This is a genomic window from Thalassotalea litorea (assembly GCF_005843925.1).
GTDB classification, from domain to species: Bacteria; Pseudomonadota; Gammaproteobacteria; order Enterobacterales; family Alteromonadaceae; genus Thalassotalea_A; species Thalassotalea_A litorea_A.
The window spans coordinates 120822-134645 of the sequence record NZ_VCBC01000004.1 but is presented as its reverse complement, the minus strand read 5'-3'; the positions used below and the strand labels follow the sequence as shown (position 1 = coordinate 134645).

The 13824-nt window shown below is 43.0% G+C and carries 13 protein-coding genes; 7 read left to right on the top strand and 6 right to left on the bottom strand.

Features of this window, described 5'->3' with window-relative positions:
* Positions 1-55 precede the first annotated feature (55 nt).
* The 5 genes from FE810_RS04315 to yacG all read left to right on the top strand — a co-directional run bounded on the left by FE810_RS04315 (position 56) and on the right by yacG (position 3852).
* Positions 56-1000 carry a prepilin peptidase gene (locus FE810_RS04315; protein ID WP_281278317.1) on the top strand — a complete coding sequence of 315 codons (945 nt, stop codon included), beginning with the start codon at positions 56-58 and terminating at the stop codon, positions 998-1000.
* A gap of 453 nt (positions 1001-1453) precedes the next feature.
* Positions 1454-2059, top strand: coding sequence for a dephospho-CoA kinase (gene coaE, locus FE810_RS04310; RefSeq protein WP_138318805.1), 606 nt, complete (start codon positions 1454-1456; stop codon positions 2057-2059).
* Between the two features lie 15 nt (positions 2060-2074).
* Positions 2075-2212: a hypothetical protein gene (locus FE810_RS17050; RefSeq protein WP_171022256.1), complete on the top strand. Its 138-nt coding sequence runs from the start codon at positions 2075-2077 to the stop codon at positions 2210-2212.
* 488 nt (positions 2213-2700) lie between these two features.
* Positions 2701-3447 (top strand): cell division protein ZapD, encoded by a 747-nt coding sequence (locus FE810_RS04305; protein WP_138318804.1) that lies wholly within the window; start codon positions 2701-2703, stop codon positions 3445-3447.
* A 168-nt stretch (positions 3448-3615) separates the two neighbouring features.
* The gene (yacG, locus tag FE810_RS04300; protein WP_138318803.1) at positions 3616-3852 is read left to right on the top strand and encodes a DNA gyrase inhibitor YacG; all 237 of its coding nucleotides are present in this window, start codon (positions 3616-3618) and stop codon (positions 3850-3852) included.
* A gap of 215 nt (positions 3853-4067) precedes the next feature.
* Here the strand turns inward: yacG and FE810_RS04295 are convergent, their stop codons facing one another.
* Entirely contained in the window at positions 4068-4670 is a 603-nt protein-coding gene (locus FE810_RS04295; RefSeq protein WP_138318802.1) for a hypothetical protein, read from the bottom strand.
* A 353-nt stretch (positions 4671-5023) separates the two neighbouring features.
* Positions 5024-5905 carry a LysR substrate-binding domain-containing protein gene (locus FE810_RS04290; RefSeq protein WP_138318801.1) on the bottom strand — a complete coding sequence of 294 codons (882 nt, stop codon included), beginning with the start codon at positions 5903-5905 and terminating at the stop codon, positions 5024-5026.
* Between the two features lie 1507 nt (positions 5906-7412).
* On the opposite strand from FE810_RS04290, the gene FE810_RS04285 reads away from it, so the two are divergent.
* Entirely contained in the window at positions 7413-7922 is a 510-nt protein-coding gene (locus tag FE810_RS04285; RefSeq protein WP_138318800.1) for a DUF3465 domain-containing protein, read from the top strand.
* Between the two features lie 17 nt (positions 7923-7939).
* Here the strand turns inward: FE810_RS04285 and mutT are convergent, their stop codons facing one another.
* From mutT to FE810_RS04270, 3 genes are all read right to left on the bottom strand, one after another.
* A complete protein-coding gene (mutT, locus tag FE810_RS04280) occupies positions 7940-8329 on the bottom strand; it encodes an 8-oxo-dGTP diphosphatase MutT (protein WP_138318799.1) in 390 nt (129 codons plus the stop codon).
* Positions 8330-8456: 127 nt separating this feature from the next.
* The gene (secA, locus tag FE810_RS04275; RefSeq protein ID WP_138318798.1) at positions 8457-11138 is read right to left on the bottom strand and encodes a preprotein translocase subunit SecA; all 2682 of its coding nucleotides are present in this window, start codon (positions 11136-11138) and stop codon (positions 8457-8459) included.
* Positions 11139-11224: 86 nt separating this feature from the next.
* On the bottom strand, positions 11225-12130 hold the full coding sequence (locus tag FE810_RS04270) for a M23 family metallopeptidase (protein ID WP_138318797.1): 906 nt from the start codon (positions 12128-12130) through the stop codon (positions 11225-11227).
* Positions 12131-12172: 42 nt separating this feature from the next.
* On the opposite strand from FE810_RS04270, the gene FE810_RS04265 reads away from it, so the two are divergent.
* The gene (locus FE810_RS04265; protein WP_138318796.1) at positions 12173-12664 is read left to right on the top strand and encodes a DUF721 domain-containing protein; all 492 of its coding nucleotides are present in this window, start codon (positions 12173-12175) and stop codon (positions 12662-12664) included.
* Between the two features lie 47 nt (positions 12665-12711).
* Here the strand turns inward: FE810_RS04265 and lpxC are convergent, their stop codons facing one another.
* Entirely contained in the window at positions 12712-13626 is a 915-nt protein-coding gene (lpxC, locus tag FE810_RS04260; protein WP_138318795.1) for a UDP-3-O-acyl-N-acetylglucosamine deacetylase, read from the bottom strand.
* Between the last annotated feature and the right edge of the window lie 198 nt (positions 13627-13824).

The following is a 13824-nucleotide window of genomic DNA, read 5'->3' as shown; positions in this document are numbered from 1 at the left end:
TCTTTTACCTGGGTGAGAAAAATGCTTACCCGGTTCTTTTATCAAGGAATGTATTTTGTTTTCCGATGCAATTTCCCTATTCGAAGCTTTATTCGAAAGTTCTCCCTATATTTTCTATGGCGCAGTATTACTGCTTGGCCTTATTATTGGCAGTTTTTTAAATGTGGTAATTTATCGCCTGCCAAAAATGCTGGAGCAGGAATGGTTTTGTGAATGTCGCGAACTGCTCGAAGAAGAGTTAAATGATAAAGGTAGCGAGGCACTCAGGGCATCAAAGGCAGAACCAGGCTCGAGTGGTCAAGAGAATAAAGATCAGATTCTATCGTTATCAAAACCTGCTTCCACCTGCCCTCACTGTGGCCATAAAATCAAAGTTTGGGAAAATATCCCGGTTATCAGTTGGCTATTTTTGAAAGGCAAATGCTCATCCTGTGGCAAATCAATTTCTGTGCGCTATCCACTGATTGAACTCGTAACCGGTGTGTTGTCTGTGGTTATTGCCGCGCATTACGGGGTCACCTGGACAACACTGGCCATGCTGGTATTGACCTGGTGCTTAATCGCACTGACTATGATTGATTTCGATAAAATGATATTGCCGGATCAAATCACACTGCCATTGGTATGGTTTGGGTTATTGCTCAACGTAAATGGCATGTTTGTCGATATTGAAACCGCAGTGATTGGTGCAATTGTCGGTTATATGAGCTTATATACGGTGTTCTGGTTGTTTAAGCTCGTTACCGGTAAAGAAGGTATGGGCTATGGCGACTTTAAACTGTTTGCTGTTTTCGGTGCCTGGTTTGGTTGGCAGTTATTGCCGTTATTGATATTAATGGCCTCCTTGGTTGGTGCGATTATCGGCATTAGCCTGATGGTATTTCGTAATCATGAAGGTTCGAAACCCATTCCTTTTGGCCCTTATTTAGCCATTGCCGGCTGGATCACCGCATTATGGGGTGAAGGGATTTGGTCCTGGTATCTAGGGATGTTGGTGTAATAAAAAGGATGGTACGGAGCGTGATATGCGCGCTTTAGTAGGGGTACGGAGCGTGATATACGCTCCTTCGGGTACGCCAACAAACAGCATTGACTTCGGGTACACAATCAAAGATTGTTGCGAGTACGGGACGTGAATTCCACGTCCCTACGGGTACGTCCACTGGCTTCGGGTACAAAAACCTCTTGCTGAATCGAAGACTTTATTACTGACACGCAATCGAAGATTGCACCTGGCGATGATTGGGCATTACGCGCCCAATGACTCCCTCGACACCCTCGACTCCCTTGACACCTCGACTCCCTTGACACCTCGTCACCTTTGACACCTTTGACACCTTTGACACCTTTGACACCTTTAGACACCTTTAGACACCTTTGTCACCTCGCCTCCTTGACACCTATCTCCCTTTTCTTATATAACCTCAATCAATAGCAACTCACGGGAATTCAATTGTCTAATCTCATCATCGGCTTAACCGGCGGCATTGGCTCCGGCAAGACCACCGTCGCTAACCTTTTTAGCCGTTATGATATCGACATCGTTGACGCCGATATTGTTGCCCGTCAGGTTGTAGAAAAAGGCTCTGAAGCATTAACCCAAATCAAAAAACATTTTGGTGATGATTATCTATTGGCGGACGGTCAGTTAAATCGCGCTAAGCTACGCAAAAAGGTGTTTAAGGAGCCTCAGGCAAAAGCCTGGTTGAATGCCCTGCTTCATCCGTTAATCCGCACAGAGATCTCAGTACAGTGCCAAAACGCCAAAAGCCCATATTGTCTGTTAGTGGCGCCACTATTAATCGAAAATGGTCTCTACCAGTCCGTCGATAAAGTTTTAGTTGTTGATATTAGTGAAGATGAGCAACTTCAGCGAACCATGGCTCGGGATAATAATGATAAAACCCAAATCAAGGCGATTATGGCATCGCAGTTAAGCCGTGCAGAGCGGCTAAATCATGCCGACTATGTGATTGCGAATAACACCGGAGAGCAAGATTTATTGCTCAATAAAGTAGAAAACCTGCATCGAGAATTTATCAAACTGATTAGCCAATAATAAGACAAACGGTTTATGAGTTTTGTGAGTAAAATGGCACCACAGTCTATGGTAAAGTCGGCAAACGTCGGTTACCGTTTTGAGATAGTCAATGCTAAAACAGCGACAGCCGATGCCAAATATGGCTGCAAGAAAATGTCGCTCTACAGCTAATTCAAGTGCGGCTAACTCAAAGTGCGGCTAACTCCAAGTACAGCTAACTCCCAATGTAGCCAACTCCAAATACAATCACGGCTTCATATATCCAAGTTTCATATATCCAAGCTTCATATAATCACAGTTTTATATAATCACAGCTAATTAAAGTCACAAACGAACAAAGTCTATGCTGATAAAATCACAATGCTACCAGTCAGTTACCAATTCTCATTCGATAAACTGACAATTTCTAAATTATTCTCCAAAATTTTCAGATTTATCACTTTTTAAGCAATTTTTACTGTTCCATGTATTAAAAAATTGTTAAGTTAATTCAATGCGTTGATTTATCCGGTGTGGATCATAGCAATTCTGAAAAAATTTGGTGACTTGATGAGTGAGATAATTCATCGATTGCTAAGAATTGCTATAAACCTTCAAAGTTTAATAGTTAGTTGCGATATTCCCCCAGATACGCGAAAAATAATAAGAATAAATAGCCTATGTCTGAAATACTGTACGAGCATCCTTTAAATGAGAGGATCCGTAGCTACCTGAAGCTAGAACAATTGTTTGAGCAGGTGCACGGCTGCCTTAATGACGATTTCGAAAATAGCTACCCACTATTTTTCAATGCCCTATTTGCCATTTTGGATGCGTTGGATCGCCATGACATCCGAGGCGATCTCATCAAAGATTTGGAAAAACTCGAGAGAAACCTGACAGCCTGGGGCAAATCTCCCGATGTTGATAACAAAACCTTGCAAACAAACCTACATCAGGCAAAAGCCCTTTCGACGATTTTTCGCTCTAAAAATCCTTTATGGACAGATTTGAAGAATGATAAATTTCTCGATGGTTTACGCAAACGATTTACCCTGCAAGGAGCGTATTCTGGCTTTGATTTGCCCGCTCTGACATTCTGGTTTCATCAACCGCCAATTTTAATCCGTGAAGATATTAATCGCTGGCTAGCAGAGCTTAGTTGCTTAGAAAATGCCTTATCTTTAGTGTTAAAATTTATCCGTCAAAAATCTGAGTTTGAGCAAATTGAATCGAGTAATAGTTTCTATCAGGATACCGGTGAAGGTCTTTCACTATTGCGCTTAAAAATAAATAAAGGCGTTGATTACTTCCCGAGTGTCAGTGGCAATCGGTTCCGTTACTCGATACGATTCATGGAACTATGTGCGCAAAAAGGACAGCAATATATTAACGACAAAGTGTCGTTTAAATTAGCCAAATGCTAATAATTGAATGTAGTCATATTTAGCGCTTAACACAGCTTTTTATGTCACCAGTTAATCTGCTATTTGACATAGTACGCAACCCAGTCCTTAATGAATGAATTAATCTAGCACTTAACGTGAGCACAGAAATTAGATAGAATCTCGCTATGTTCTGCACGGAGTATAGCAATGCCAACCATCGTAAACTGCCCTACCTGTAAAAACCAAGTTGAATGGAAAACTGAAAACCAATTCCGTCCTTTTTGCTCAAAACGCTGTCAACTCATTGACTTAGGCGAATGGGCCGAAGAAAATCACAAAATTTCACAACCAATGCAAAGTAACGAGCCGTTAAACGAGGAAATGTTAGATGCACTGGAAGATGAATTTCTGCAACACAATAAATTTTTTGTCGAGCCAGAATAGAGCCGGAAAACTGATAAGTGGTGAGATGAAAGTGATAAGTGGTGAGATGAAAGTGGTAAGTGGTAAGTAATTTAGCCTAAGTATAAACTTGTCGGTTATATTCCTTGCACGCCATTTTACAAAGAGCGAATGGCTGAACTGCAACCATTCGCATTCGTTGTTGAGAGGGCATATTTTAAACCTTTATCCTTTACTACATTATTTTGACCGCAAGCTTATTCAGCCAAACCCGAAGACAGTGCTGCTTCGGAAGAAGGAGTTACCTGAGATTTCAAATACGCGACATTCAAGCGTGTTAAGTTGTCCATAACGATAGTATCGCTGCTATATTCCAGAGCTTTACTAAAGTCAGTAAACGCGCCTAAGGTATCGTGAGTGAAGTACTTCACAATTGCCCGGTTACTATAAGCCATTGCCGACAAAGTTCGCGATATATGGCTATCTTCAAAACCGGATACCGCAGTTACCGCCTCACTACAGGCAGATTTCGCAACCGCATACTCGCCGGTTTTAATATGTAAAGCACACAATCCCATAGCCTTCTCAAAATGTTGAGACTTGTCCATTTCAGAAGAGGTTAGTTCTGATGCACCGACGGCAAACTCTCCAGAAACGATGGCATTGCTACCCGGAGCATTTTTCACAACGGCAACTTTAAACGGCTGTTCCAGTGCTGATAGCTCTGATGATTCAGATGCCTCGGCGGCAGCAGATGCGGTTAAAATAGACAGCAATAACGCTTTATACGAATAGTTGCTCTTGTTTAACCTCTTGTTTGAATTCTTGTTTGAACTCTTGTTTAGTATCTTGTTCGACATAGTGTTTTCCTCCTCTAGGTTTTAATCATGTCGTTTGTCACCTCTATCTGATTGGCGACAATGCAACTTTAGTGAAAAGTGGGGGAAGCTGACAAACGAAAAATGTTGTCGCACTAAAGTGAAATTAATTCACTCTCGGCGTTGTGCACACAGCGTTGATGGCGAAAGCCAGGCCGACACACAGTTGCAGGACATTTACAGCTCTGTCGTCGTGTCAGAGTAAGGTTTAAAAGCAAGCTTCAGCTACTGCCATAAAATACGGGCATAAAATACGGGCATAAAAAAAGCGCACCCTAATTAACAGGATGCGCTCTATTTAAGTTCTCTTGTTTAACTGAAGATTAACTAATTGGTTAGCGGTACTGTGCAAACGCGTTTTTTACCCAGTCGGCAAACGTTTCGAGTTCTTTCGAATTTTCAATATTTTCATGTTGTAACAGATAATAACGGTCATTCGTTTCTAATTCTTCTTCGAACAGGCGTACAAGGTGTTGCTCTTGAAACCAGCTTTGACTAATAGGCATAGGAACCAACGCGATCCCCATCCCTTGCTGGGCTGCACGTGCCAAACCGAACATGCTATCGAATTGAATTATCTGTTTTGGATCAAAATCTACGACCCCTGCTCTTTCCGCCCATTGATGCCAGGACCACGGTCGCGACTGATGTAATATCAATGGAACGCTCTTTAACGCCTTGTAGCCCTCGGCTGCGAATTTACGATATAAGCGCTTACTACAAGCCGGTACATAGCGCAGTGGAAATAAATCAGTAACGATACTGCCATTTGGCTTACCGTTTGCCAGCACCACGCTTAAATCACCCTTCGCCGGCGTTGCCCCAACTTTAGCGGTTTCGAGTTGCAGGTTAATTTCCGGATTTAAATCCGTCCACTCGCTTAGTTTAGGTACAAACAATTCACTGGCAAAAAATTCCGGAAGACTGACGACGATAGTTTTGTTTTGCTGACTATTGGTAAAGTCAGAAATTGTCGTTTCTAAATCGGTAATAATTGGCTGCACAGCTTTATAAAATTGCTTGCCAGCATTGGTAAGTTCGATGGCTCGAGTCTGACGCTTAAATAGATCGGTACCTAGTTGATCTTCAAGCTGCTTTATTTGATGACTGACTGCAGAGGGGGTGAGAAAAAGTTGCCCAGCAGCATGCTTAAAACTTAAGCACTTAGCGGCAATACAAAAAGATCTGAGTCCACGAATAGGTGTTTGAACGGCCATATTAAATCATTTATGTTATTTGAAATCATTATTATTAAAGCAATTCTTGCGCCAATTTAATTTTTATATTTTTACCGGTATTTCTATGGAAATGCCTGCTTTTTCGGCATTTATGTTCAAACCTTTGCACTAGAAATAATCGTGCGCACCACAATGGTGCAGGCAATTCCTTAACCAGACAATTCCTTAACCAGACAATCGCGAGAGTTAACGAACACCGCTGCTGAGCGTCACTTTAGATTTATTCGCGGAATTATGGTGATAGATTCCCTGTAGTGTCAGGGAATGACACGCGGGGATGTGTTTCATTCGAAGCCGCATGTCCTCGGAAAGGATTTAATTGGCGTGCTCGGAGCGACGTATTCAGCCTTGAGGTGATAGATTCCCTGTAGTGTCAGGGAATGACACGCGAGGGTGTGTTTCATTCGAAACTGCATGTCCACAAAGTGGTTGTAATCGGCGTGCTCGGAGCGACGTATGCAGCCTTGAGGTGATAAATTCCCTGTAGTGTCAGGGAATGATACGCGGGGGCGTGTTTCATTCGAAGCAGCATGTGCTCGGAGCGATGTTTATGAGAGTGTGCTCGGAGGGAATTCAATTGGTGTGCTCGGAGCAACGCATACAGCCTTGTGGTGATTGATTCCCTGTAGTGTCAGGGAATGACACGCGGGGGTGTGTTTCATTCGAAGCAGCATGTGATCGGAGCGATGTTTATGAGAGTGTGCTCGGAGCGACACATTCAGCCTTGTGGTGATAGATTCCCTGTAGTGTCAGGGAATGACTCGCGGGGGCGTGTTTCATTCAAAGCAGCATGTCCACAAAGTGTGTTGTAATCGGCGTGCTCGGAAAGGATTTAATTGGAGTGCTCCGAGCGATGTTTATGAGAGTGTACTCGGAGGTAATTCAATTGGTGTGCTCGGAGCGACACATTCAGCCTTGTGGTGATAGATTCCCTGTAGTGTCAGGGAATGACTGGCGGGGGTGTGTTTCATTCGAAACTGCATGTGAACGGTCTACTCGAATTGGATTTAGTCGGTGTATTCTGACTGGGTTTAGTCGGTGTATTCTGACGGGATGTAATCGGTGTATTCTGACGGGATGTAATCGGTGTGCCTGAAGTGGATGTAATCTGTGTACTCGGTAGGATATGCTTCGTCGCGAACGGCTTTGACCAGCACAGAGCTTTTACTAAAAGATGGTTATTTCTGAGAATATTAACTTTAAAAATTCACACGAATAAAAGGTAAAAAAAAAGGGCATCAAAGATGCCCTATAAAAAAACCAAATGATACTTTTAGAAAATCTGGGGAGATTTCGAAAGCAAAGTTAGAGTAAACAATCTAACTAATTTCGACAAACGAGAAGAACTAATCTAACAATTAAATTATTTTCACTTATCATTAATAGCAGTCAACAACTTAGCATCGCGATATAGAGCAAAATGGATTGATTCTAATTTACATCGATGTGTTTTATCATGAGTCAAACTAAGCAGTCGTAATTCATCATGCCCAGAAGAAACAATTTAAATTTCAAAAATATCAGTGCGGGAATTATTTGTGTACTTATCGTCGCTTATATCATTAATCGGCCTGAACCGAATGTCCAGAGTGCCCCGAGTGTCAATCAGGATAGCGCGAGCACTGAGGTCAATCTCCCGACCAGTAGTGCGGAAACAACCCAGAATTTACGTGCGTTAGACGAAGCGTTTCGAAATCGACAAAGCGATGTGCAAATTCAGGCGCTTGGAAAGGTGCAAACACTCCTTGCGGACGATAACAAGGGTAGTCGCCATCAACGCTTTATATTGCGTGTGTCACCCTCACAAACGGTCCTCGTTGCTCACAATATTGATCTTGCTCCGAAGATTACAGATTTAAAAAAAGGCGATTTGGTTGAGTTTTATGGTGAGTATGAATGGAATTCAAAGGGCGGGGTTATTCACTGGACACACCACGATCCAAATAAAAAACATATCGATGGCTGGCTCAGACACAAAGGTAAAGTTTATGAGTAACCTTGGGTCTTGAAGAATTATGGGTTTTGAAGCTTGACGATAATGTCTTTATTCGCGTTCGGGAATTCTAAGTTTGATAACTCTGAAACTTTGAACCACCCTTGCTCCATCCCTTCCTGAGATTCCGGTTCGCCACTAAATTGATCGACAACAAAAACCTCAAGCAACACAGACTTATCTTCATAATCATGGGCAATATTCATCAATGGACGCATTGCCAGCGTATCGATGGCAACTTCTTCCATTAATTCTCGGTGTAATGCCTGATGAACCGTCTCATCTGTCTCAACCTTTCCCCCCGGAAATTCCCATTTCCCGCCCTGGTGTTGATGTACATGACGACGCGTCAGGAATACCTGATCATTTCTTAAGATAACACCAACCGCAACGTGCACACGCTTTTTCATAGATTGCCTTGCCCCATTGAATTCTGTCTCTTTATCGTTTCTGTCAATTTGTCTACTGTGCTATAAAAAAGGCCGGAATGAACCGGCCTTATCGTTAATCTATTTGTTTGGATACGCTTTGCTTCGCTTAGCCTAACTTGCCGTGGCATTGCTTGTACTTCTTACCCGATCCACAAGGGCATGGATCATTTCGACCAACACGTTGCGCTGGAGGTTCAGAAACAAGAGGACCGGCTGATTCATGTTGCAGTTTTTGCTGCATCTCAGCTTGTTTACGGCGTTGCTCTTCTAAAGCATCGACATCCGACTGTTGCTGAATACGAACTTTCGAAAGAATACTGACAACGTCATACTTCAAGTTTTCAAGCATATCTGAGAACAAGGCGAAAGATTCTTTCTTGTACTCTTGCTTAGGATTTTTCTGTGCGTAGCCGCGCAAATGAATACCTTGACGCAAATGATCCATCGCCGCGAGGTGTTCTTTCCAATGAGAATCCAGGCTTTGCAACATGATCGCCTTCTCAATTTGGCGCAATGCATCTGCCCCAACCTGCTCTTCTTTTGCTAAATACGCCTGTTCAACACTGTCAAAAATTTTATCGCGTAGCGACTCTTCGTGCAGCTTGTCATCTTCCTCAAGCCATTTCGCGATTGGTAAGTCGATCGTCAACTCACCACGTAATTGCTCTTCTAAGCCATGAACATCCCACATTTCTTCCAACGATTGTGGTGGAATGTGCTGAGAGATCATGCCCGACAATACATCTTCACGAACCACTTTAATGGTTTCGCCAATATCACCGTCTTCGAGCAATTCATTACGTTGCTCGTAAATGACTTTACGTTGGTCATTGGCAACATCATCATATTCAAGCAATTGCTTACGAATATCAAAGTTACGACCTTCAACTTTACGTTGGGCGTTTTCAATACTGCGAGTTACCCAAGGATGTTCTATCGCTTCGCCATGTTCCATCCCTAGCTTACGCATCATGTTGGCAATTCTTTCTGATGCAAAAATTCGCATCAAGCCATCTTCCATCGAAAGATAGAATCGTGTTGAACCGGGATCACCCTGACGACCTGAACGACCACGTAACTGGTTATCGATACGACGGGATTCATGGCGTTCGGTTGCAACAATATGTAATCCGCCAAGTTCCAACACTTTGTTGTGTTCTTCTTGCCATTGCTCTGTCACTTTAGCAATTTGCGCTTCGTCGGCACCGTCAATTTTTGCCAGCTCAGATGATAAGTTACCACCGAGAACAATATCGGTACCACGACCGGCCATATTGGTAGCAATAGTGACCGCACCAATTTTACCGGCTTGTGCGACAATTTCTGCTTCTTCCGCATGGAATTTAGCATTCAAAACTTTATGTTTGATTTTTTCTTTGCGAAGAAATTTTGATAGAAATTCAGACGTTTCAATGCTGATGGTACCAACAAGAATCGGTTGACCTCGCTCGACACAATCTTTGATGTCGGCAAGAATGGCTTCCATTTTTTCTTCAGTGGTCAGATAAATCAAATCTGCCATATCGTCACGAACCATCGGACGATTGGTTGGGATCACGACCGTTTCCAAACCATAAATATGGTTAAATTCAAACGCTTCGGTATCCGCAGTACCCGTCATCCCCGATAGTTTTTCATATAACCGGAAGTAATTTTGGAAGGTAATCGATGCCAGAGTCTGATTTTCATTCTGGATATTAACACCTTCTTTGGCTTCTACTGCCTGATGCAGACCTTCAGACCAACGACGACCTTCCATTGTCCGACCAGTGTGCTCATCGACGATAACAATTTCGTCTTCCTTAACGATGTAATCGACATCTTTTTGGAACAGTTTATGGGCACGAAGCGCTGCCATAACGTGGTGTAACAATGAAATTGAACTGGCTGCGTATAAAGATTCAGACTCTTGTAGCAACCCGCGTTCCTGGAGAATTTCTTCCACACGAACCTGACCGCGTTCGGTTAAATAAACCTGTTTGGCTTTTTCATCAATGGTGTAATCGCCGGTGCTATCTTCACCTTCCTGATCTTCTTCATCCTGCACTTCAAGTAAGGGTACGACCTGGTTGATCGTCTTATACAATTCAGAGCTATCTTCTGCCTGACCTGAAATCACCAGCGGCGTTCGGGCTTCATCAATTAAGATTGAATCGACTTCATCGATAATGGCGTAATGCAATGGGCGTTGAACTCGTTGCGCCGTCGAAAAAGCCATGTTGTCGCGCAGGTAATCAAAACCAAATTCATTGTTGGTACCGTAGGTAATATCCGCAGCATAGGCCGCCTGTTTCTCTTCCTGAGAAATATTCGGGATATTACACCCAACCGTTAAACCAAGAAATTCAAATAATGGTCGAGACCAGTCGGCATCACGTTTTGCCAGATAGTCGTTAACGGTAATGACATGCACACCTTTACCGGATAACGCGTTTAAATAAGCAGGCAATGTCGCGGTCAGTGTTTTACCTTCACCGGTACGCATCTCAGCAATTTTACCTTGATGTAAAACCGTGCCACCGATCATTTGCACGTCGAAGTGGCGCATACCAAAGACACGAACCGACGCCTCACGAACCACCGCAAACGCTTCAGCTAATAAACTCGCAATGGTTTCGCCGTTTTCGATACGCGCTCTAAGCTCTGCTGTTTTTGCTTTTAGTTCGTCATCAGACAGGCTTTGCAGCCCTTCTTCCAGCGCATTAATTTTCTTTACGTCTTTTCGCATAAGTTTGAGTAATCGATCGTTACGACTACCAAACATCTTCGTCATCATTTTTACAAACATGTTAATCTAAACCATTTCCCTGAAACTCAGTTTCAGCTTCAATATTTACAAACTCTTTGAGTTTATTGTTTATGCTGTTGATATCTTTACGTTTTAGGTTTTCTATAAACGTATTTAATCGGGTTAATCTGCTGATTACCGCGCAGGATTTCATAATGAACGTGAGGACCTGTTGAGCGACCTGTACTACCCATGCGAGCTATGATTTGCCCTTTACTTACCACATCACCAACTTTTACTAATAGGGCACTATTATGCCCATATCTGGTCTTAAAGCCAGTGCCATGATCAATTTCTATTAAATTTCCATAACCATAGCGTTCTGACGCCCAACTCACTACCCCGGAACCCGTTGCAATGACCTCGGCATTTTCCTTACCAGCAAAGTCGACTCCCTTATGCATCGTTGGATTACCATTGAACGGATCCTTACGGATCCCATAATAGGAAGAAAGCCAACCACTGGAAATGGGTCTACCAGATAAGTAGCTGCTATCTTCTATGTGGTGACCAAGGGCCAGAGATTCAAGTAGGTTAAATTGATTTTGTTGCTGCTCAACATTTAACGCCAATGAACCCAGGTCAGATTCTAATTCAGAGAGGGAGTTTTGACTGACAAAAGGTTCTGCTTGCAATGGACCACCAGACGACGGCGCAGTGCTCATATTGAACTCGTCTTCCGGGATATTGGCATCTTCCGCCAGGCGTTTAGCTAATGCATTAAGGCGCAGGACATGACTTTGTAATTCCGCCAACCGAGCGGTTAACGCAGTTACCTGTAGGGCATCATGATTGATTTCGCTTTGAGGAGAATTTTGTGCATCAACCAGAGCGGCTGCCAAATGCACAGGAACGTCTACTGGCTTTAAGATCCAATGTATCACCAGACCTGATAACAAAGTAAAGCTGGCTAAAATCGCAACCCAACGGGCCTTAGTCAGGCGCAATGAAAAACGAACGTTCTTTCCACGGTATAAAACTGTTAAACTCATAATTATTATTCTTCATACTTGCTTTGGATTGAGCGTTTAATCATGTCCCGTATTGAAAAAACACCTCAGGATTTGGCCAAGTTAATCGCCGAATCGTCAGGCAGTCTTGCTGGCTTTAGCGCCAAAGCAAAAACACTGCAATCAGTTAATTCTATTATCGCCGCTATTTGTCCGGATATTCCAGAGGAAATTTGGCAAGTAGCTAATTGTAGACAAGAAACGGTGATATTAGAAGTCAAATCAGCCGTTTGGGGGCAAAGATTACAATTTGAACGAAATCGAATTTGCCAACAACTATCGCAAGCAAGTCAGGGCCAGCTAACCAAGCTTGAACTTAAAATAAATCCGTTTGGTCACCAACGCCCGGATGAAGCGCAAGCACGCAAAGAAGCAACCAAAAAAACCTCTAAGCATATGTCGAAGCATACCGCTGAACAGTTAAATATGGTGGCAAACAATGCACCGGCAGGCTTACAAGAGAAGATTAGACGACTGGCGCAACACGCCAATAAATCGGATCAAAACAAAGACTGAAAGGCGGAAATTAAAAACCGAGGGTTAACCTCGGTTTTAGAATTGGATTAGTTGTGGACGAGAGCGTCCTGATACGCGATCGGTGCAGGACGGTTGTCTTCATAAGTGACCCACTCCCAGTTTTCGCTTTGCTTAAAGACTTCTCTCAACAATAGGTTGTTCAGACCGTGTCCGGATTTATAAGCATTTAACTCACCAAGAATACTCACGCCGGACATATACAAATCACCGATAGCATCGAGGATTTTATGTTTGACGAATTCATCGTCATAACGTAAATCATCGGAATTAAGCATACGGTATTCGTCCAGTACGATAGCATTTTCCAAGCTACCGCCTAATGCCAGATTATGAGAACGCAAAAACTCAATATCTTTCATAAAACCAAAGGTGCGAGCACGACTGATTTCTTTAATAAATGAGCTGCTAGAAAAATCCATCTTCATGGTTTGTGCCGTATTGGCAATAACCGGGTGGTCAAAATCGATGGCAAAATTTACTTTAAAGCCTTCGTAAGGACGAAGCTCGGCCCATTTATCGCCTTCTTCGACACGAATCGTATTTTTAATTCGCAGAAAACGTTTGGCGACATTGGCTTCATCAATCCCTACAGACTGAATCAAATAAACAAACGGTAATGCACTACCATCCATGATTGGGATTTCCGGAGAATCTACTTCGATAATCATATTATCGATACCCAACCCTGCAACGGCTGCAAGCAGGTGTTCAACGGTGGAAATTTGAACACCCTGTTCATTTACCAGACAGGTACACAACGTCGTCTCGCCCACGGCTTCAGGGCAAGCTTTGATATCAACAACCGGTTCTAAGTCTACACGGCGAAAAATAATACCAGTATTGGCAGGGGCAGGACGGAGAGTGATCTGCACCTTTTCACCTTTGTGTAAACCGACTCCTGTGGCCGAAACACTATCTTTTATCGTACGTTGTTTAATCATAATTCGCCTTAATGCTGCGCAAAATTAATCTTTTTATCTTGGCTCATCGCTCGCCTTATCTCTGTTTTAACAGTTCAGACCAGTGAGCCGGGGGCGTAATATAGCAAAACTCTCGCTAGCAGTCAAAATTCGCCCTTTCCAGTTATAATAAACACCGAAAATTCAACCACTTATTTAACCTCCAAAACAGAGGTTCCG

Coding starts and splice junctions, on each gene's coding strand:
- lpxC (WP_138318795.1), bottom strand. CDS start 13,626: ATGATTAAACAACGTACGATAAAAGATAGTGTTTCGGCCACAGGAGTC.
- FE810_RS04265 (WP_138318796.1), top strand. CDS start 12,173: ATGTCCCGTATTGAAAAAACACCTCAGGATTTGGCCAAGTTAATCGCC.
- FE810_RS17050 (WP_171022256.1), top strand. CDS start 2,075: ATGAGTTTTGTGAGTAAAATGGCACCACAGTCTATGGTAAAGTCGGCA.
- secA (WP_138318798.1), bottom strand. CDS start 11,138: ATGTTTGTAAAAATGATGACGAAGATGTTTGGTAGTCGTAACGATCGA.
- FE810_RS04290 (WP_138318801.1), bottom strand. CDS start 5,905: ATGGCCGTTCAAACACCTATTCGTGGACTCAGATCTTTTTGTATTGCC.
- FE810_RS04305 (WP_138318804.1), top strand. CDS start 2,701: ATGTCTGAAATACTGTACGAGCATCCTTTAAATGAGAGGATCCGTAGC.
- mutT (WP_138318799.1), bottom strand. CDS start 8,329: ATGAAAAAGCGTGTGCACGTTGCGGTTGGTGTTATCTTAAGAAATGAT.
- FE810_RS04285 (WP_138318800.1), top strand. CDS start 7,413: ATGCCCAGAAGAAACAATTTAAATTTCAAAAATATCAGTGCGGGAATT.
- FE810_RS04270 (WP_138318797.1), bottom strand. CDS start 12,130: ATGAGTTTAACAGTTTTATACCGTGGAAAGAACGTTCGTTTTTCATTG.
- FE810_RS04295 (WP_138318802.1), bottom strand. CDS start 4,670: ATGTCGAACAAGATACTAAACAAGAGTTCAAACAAGAATTCAAACAAG.
- yacG (WP_138318803.1), top strand. CDS start 3,616: ATGCCAACCATCGTAAACTGCCCTACCTGTAAAAACCAAGTTGAATGG.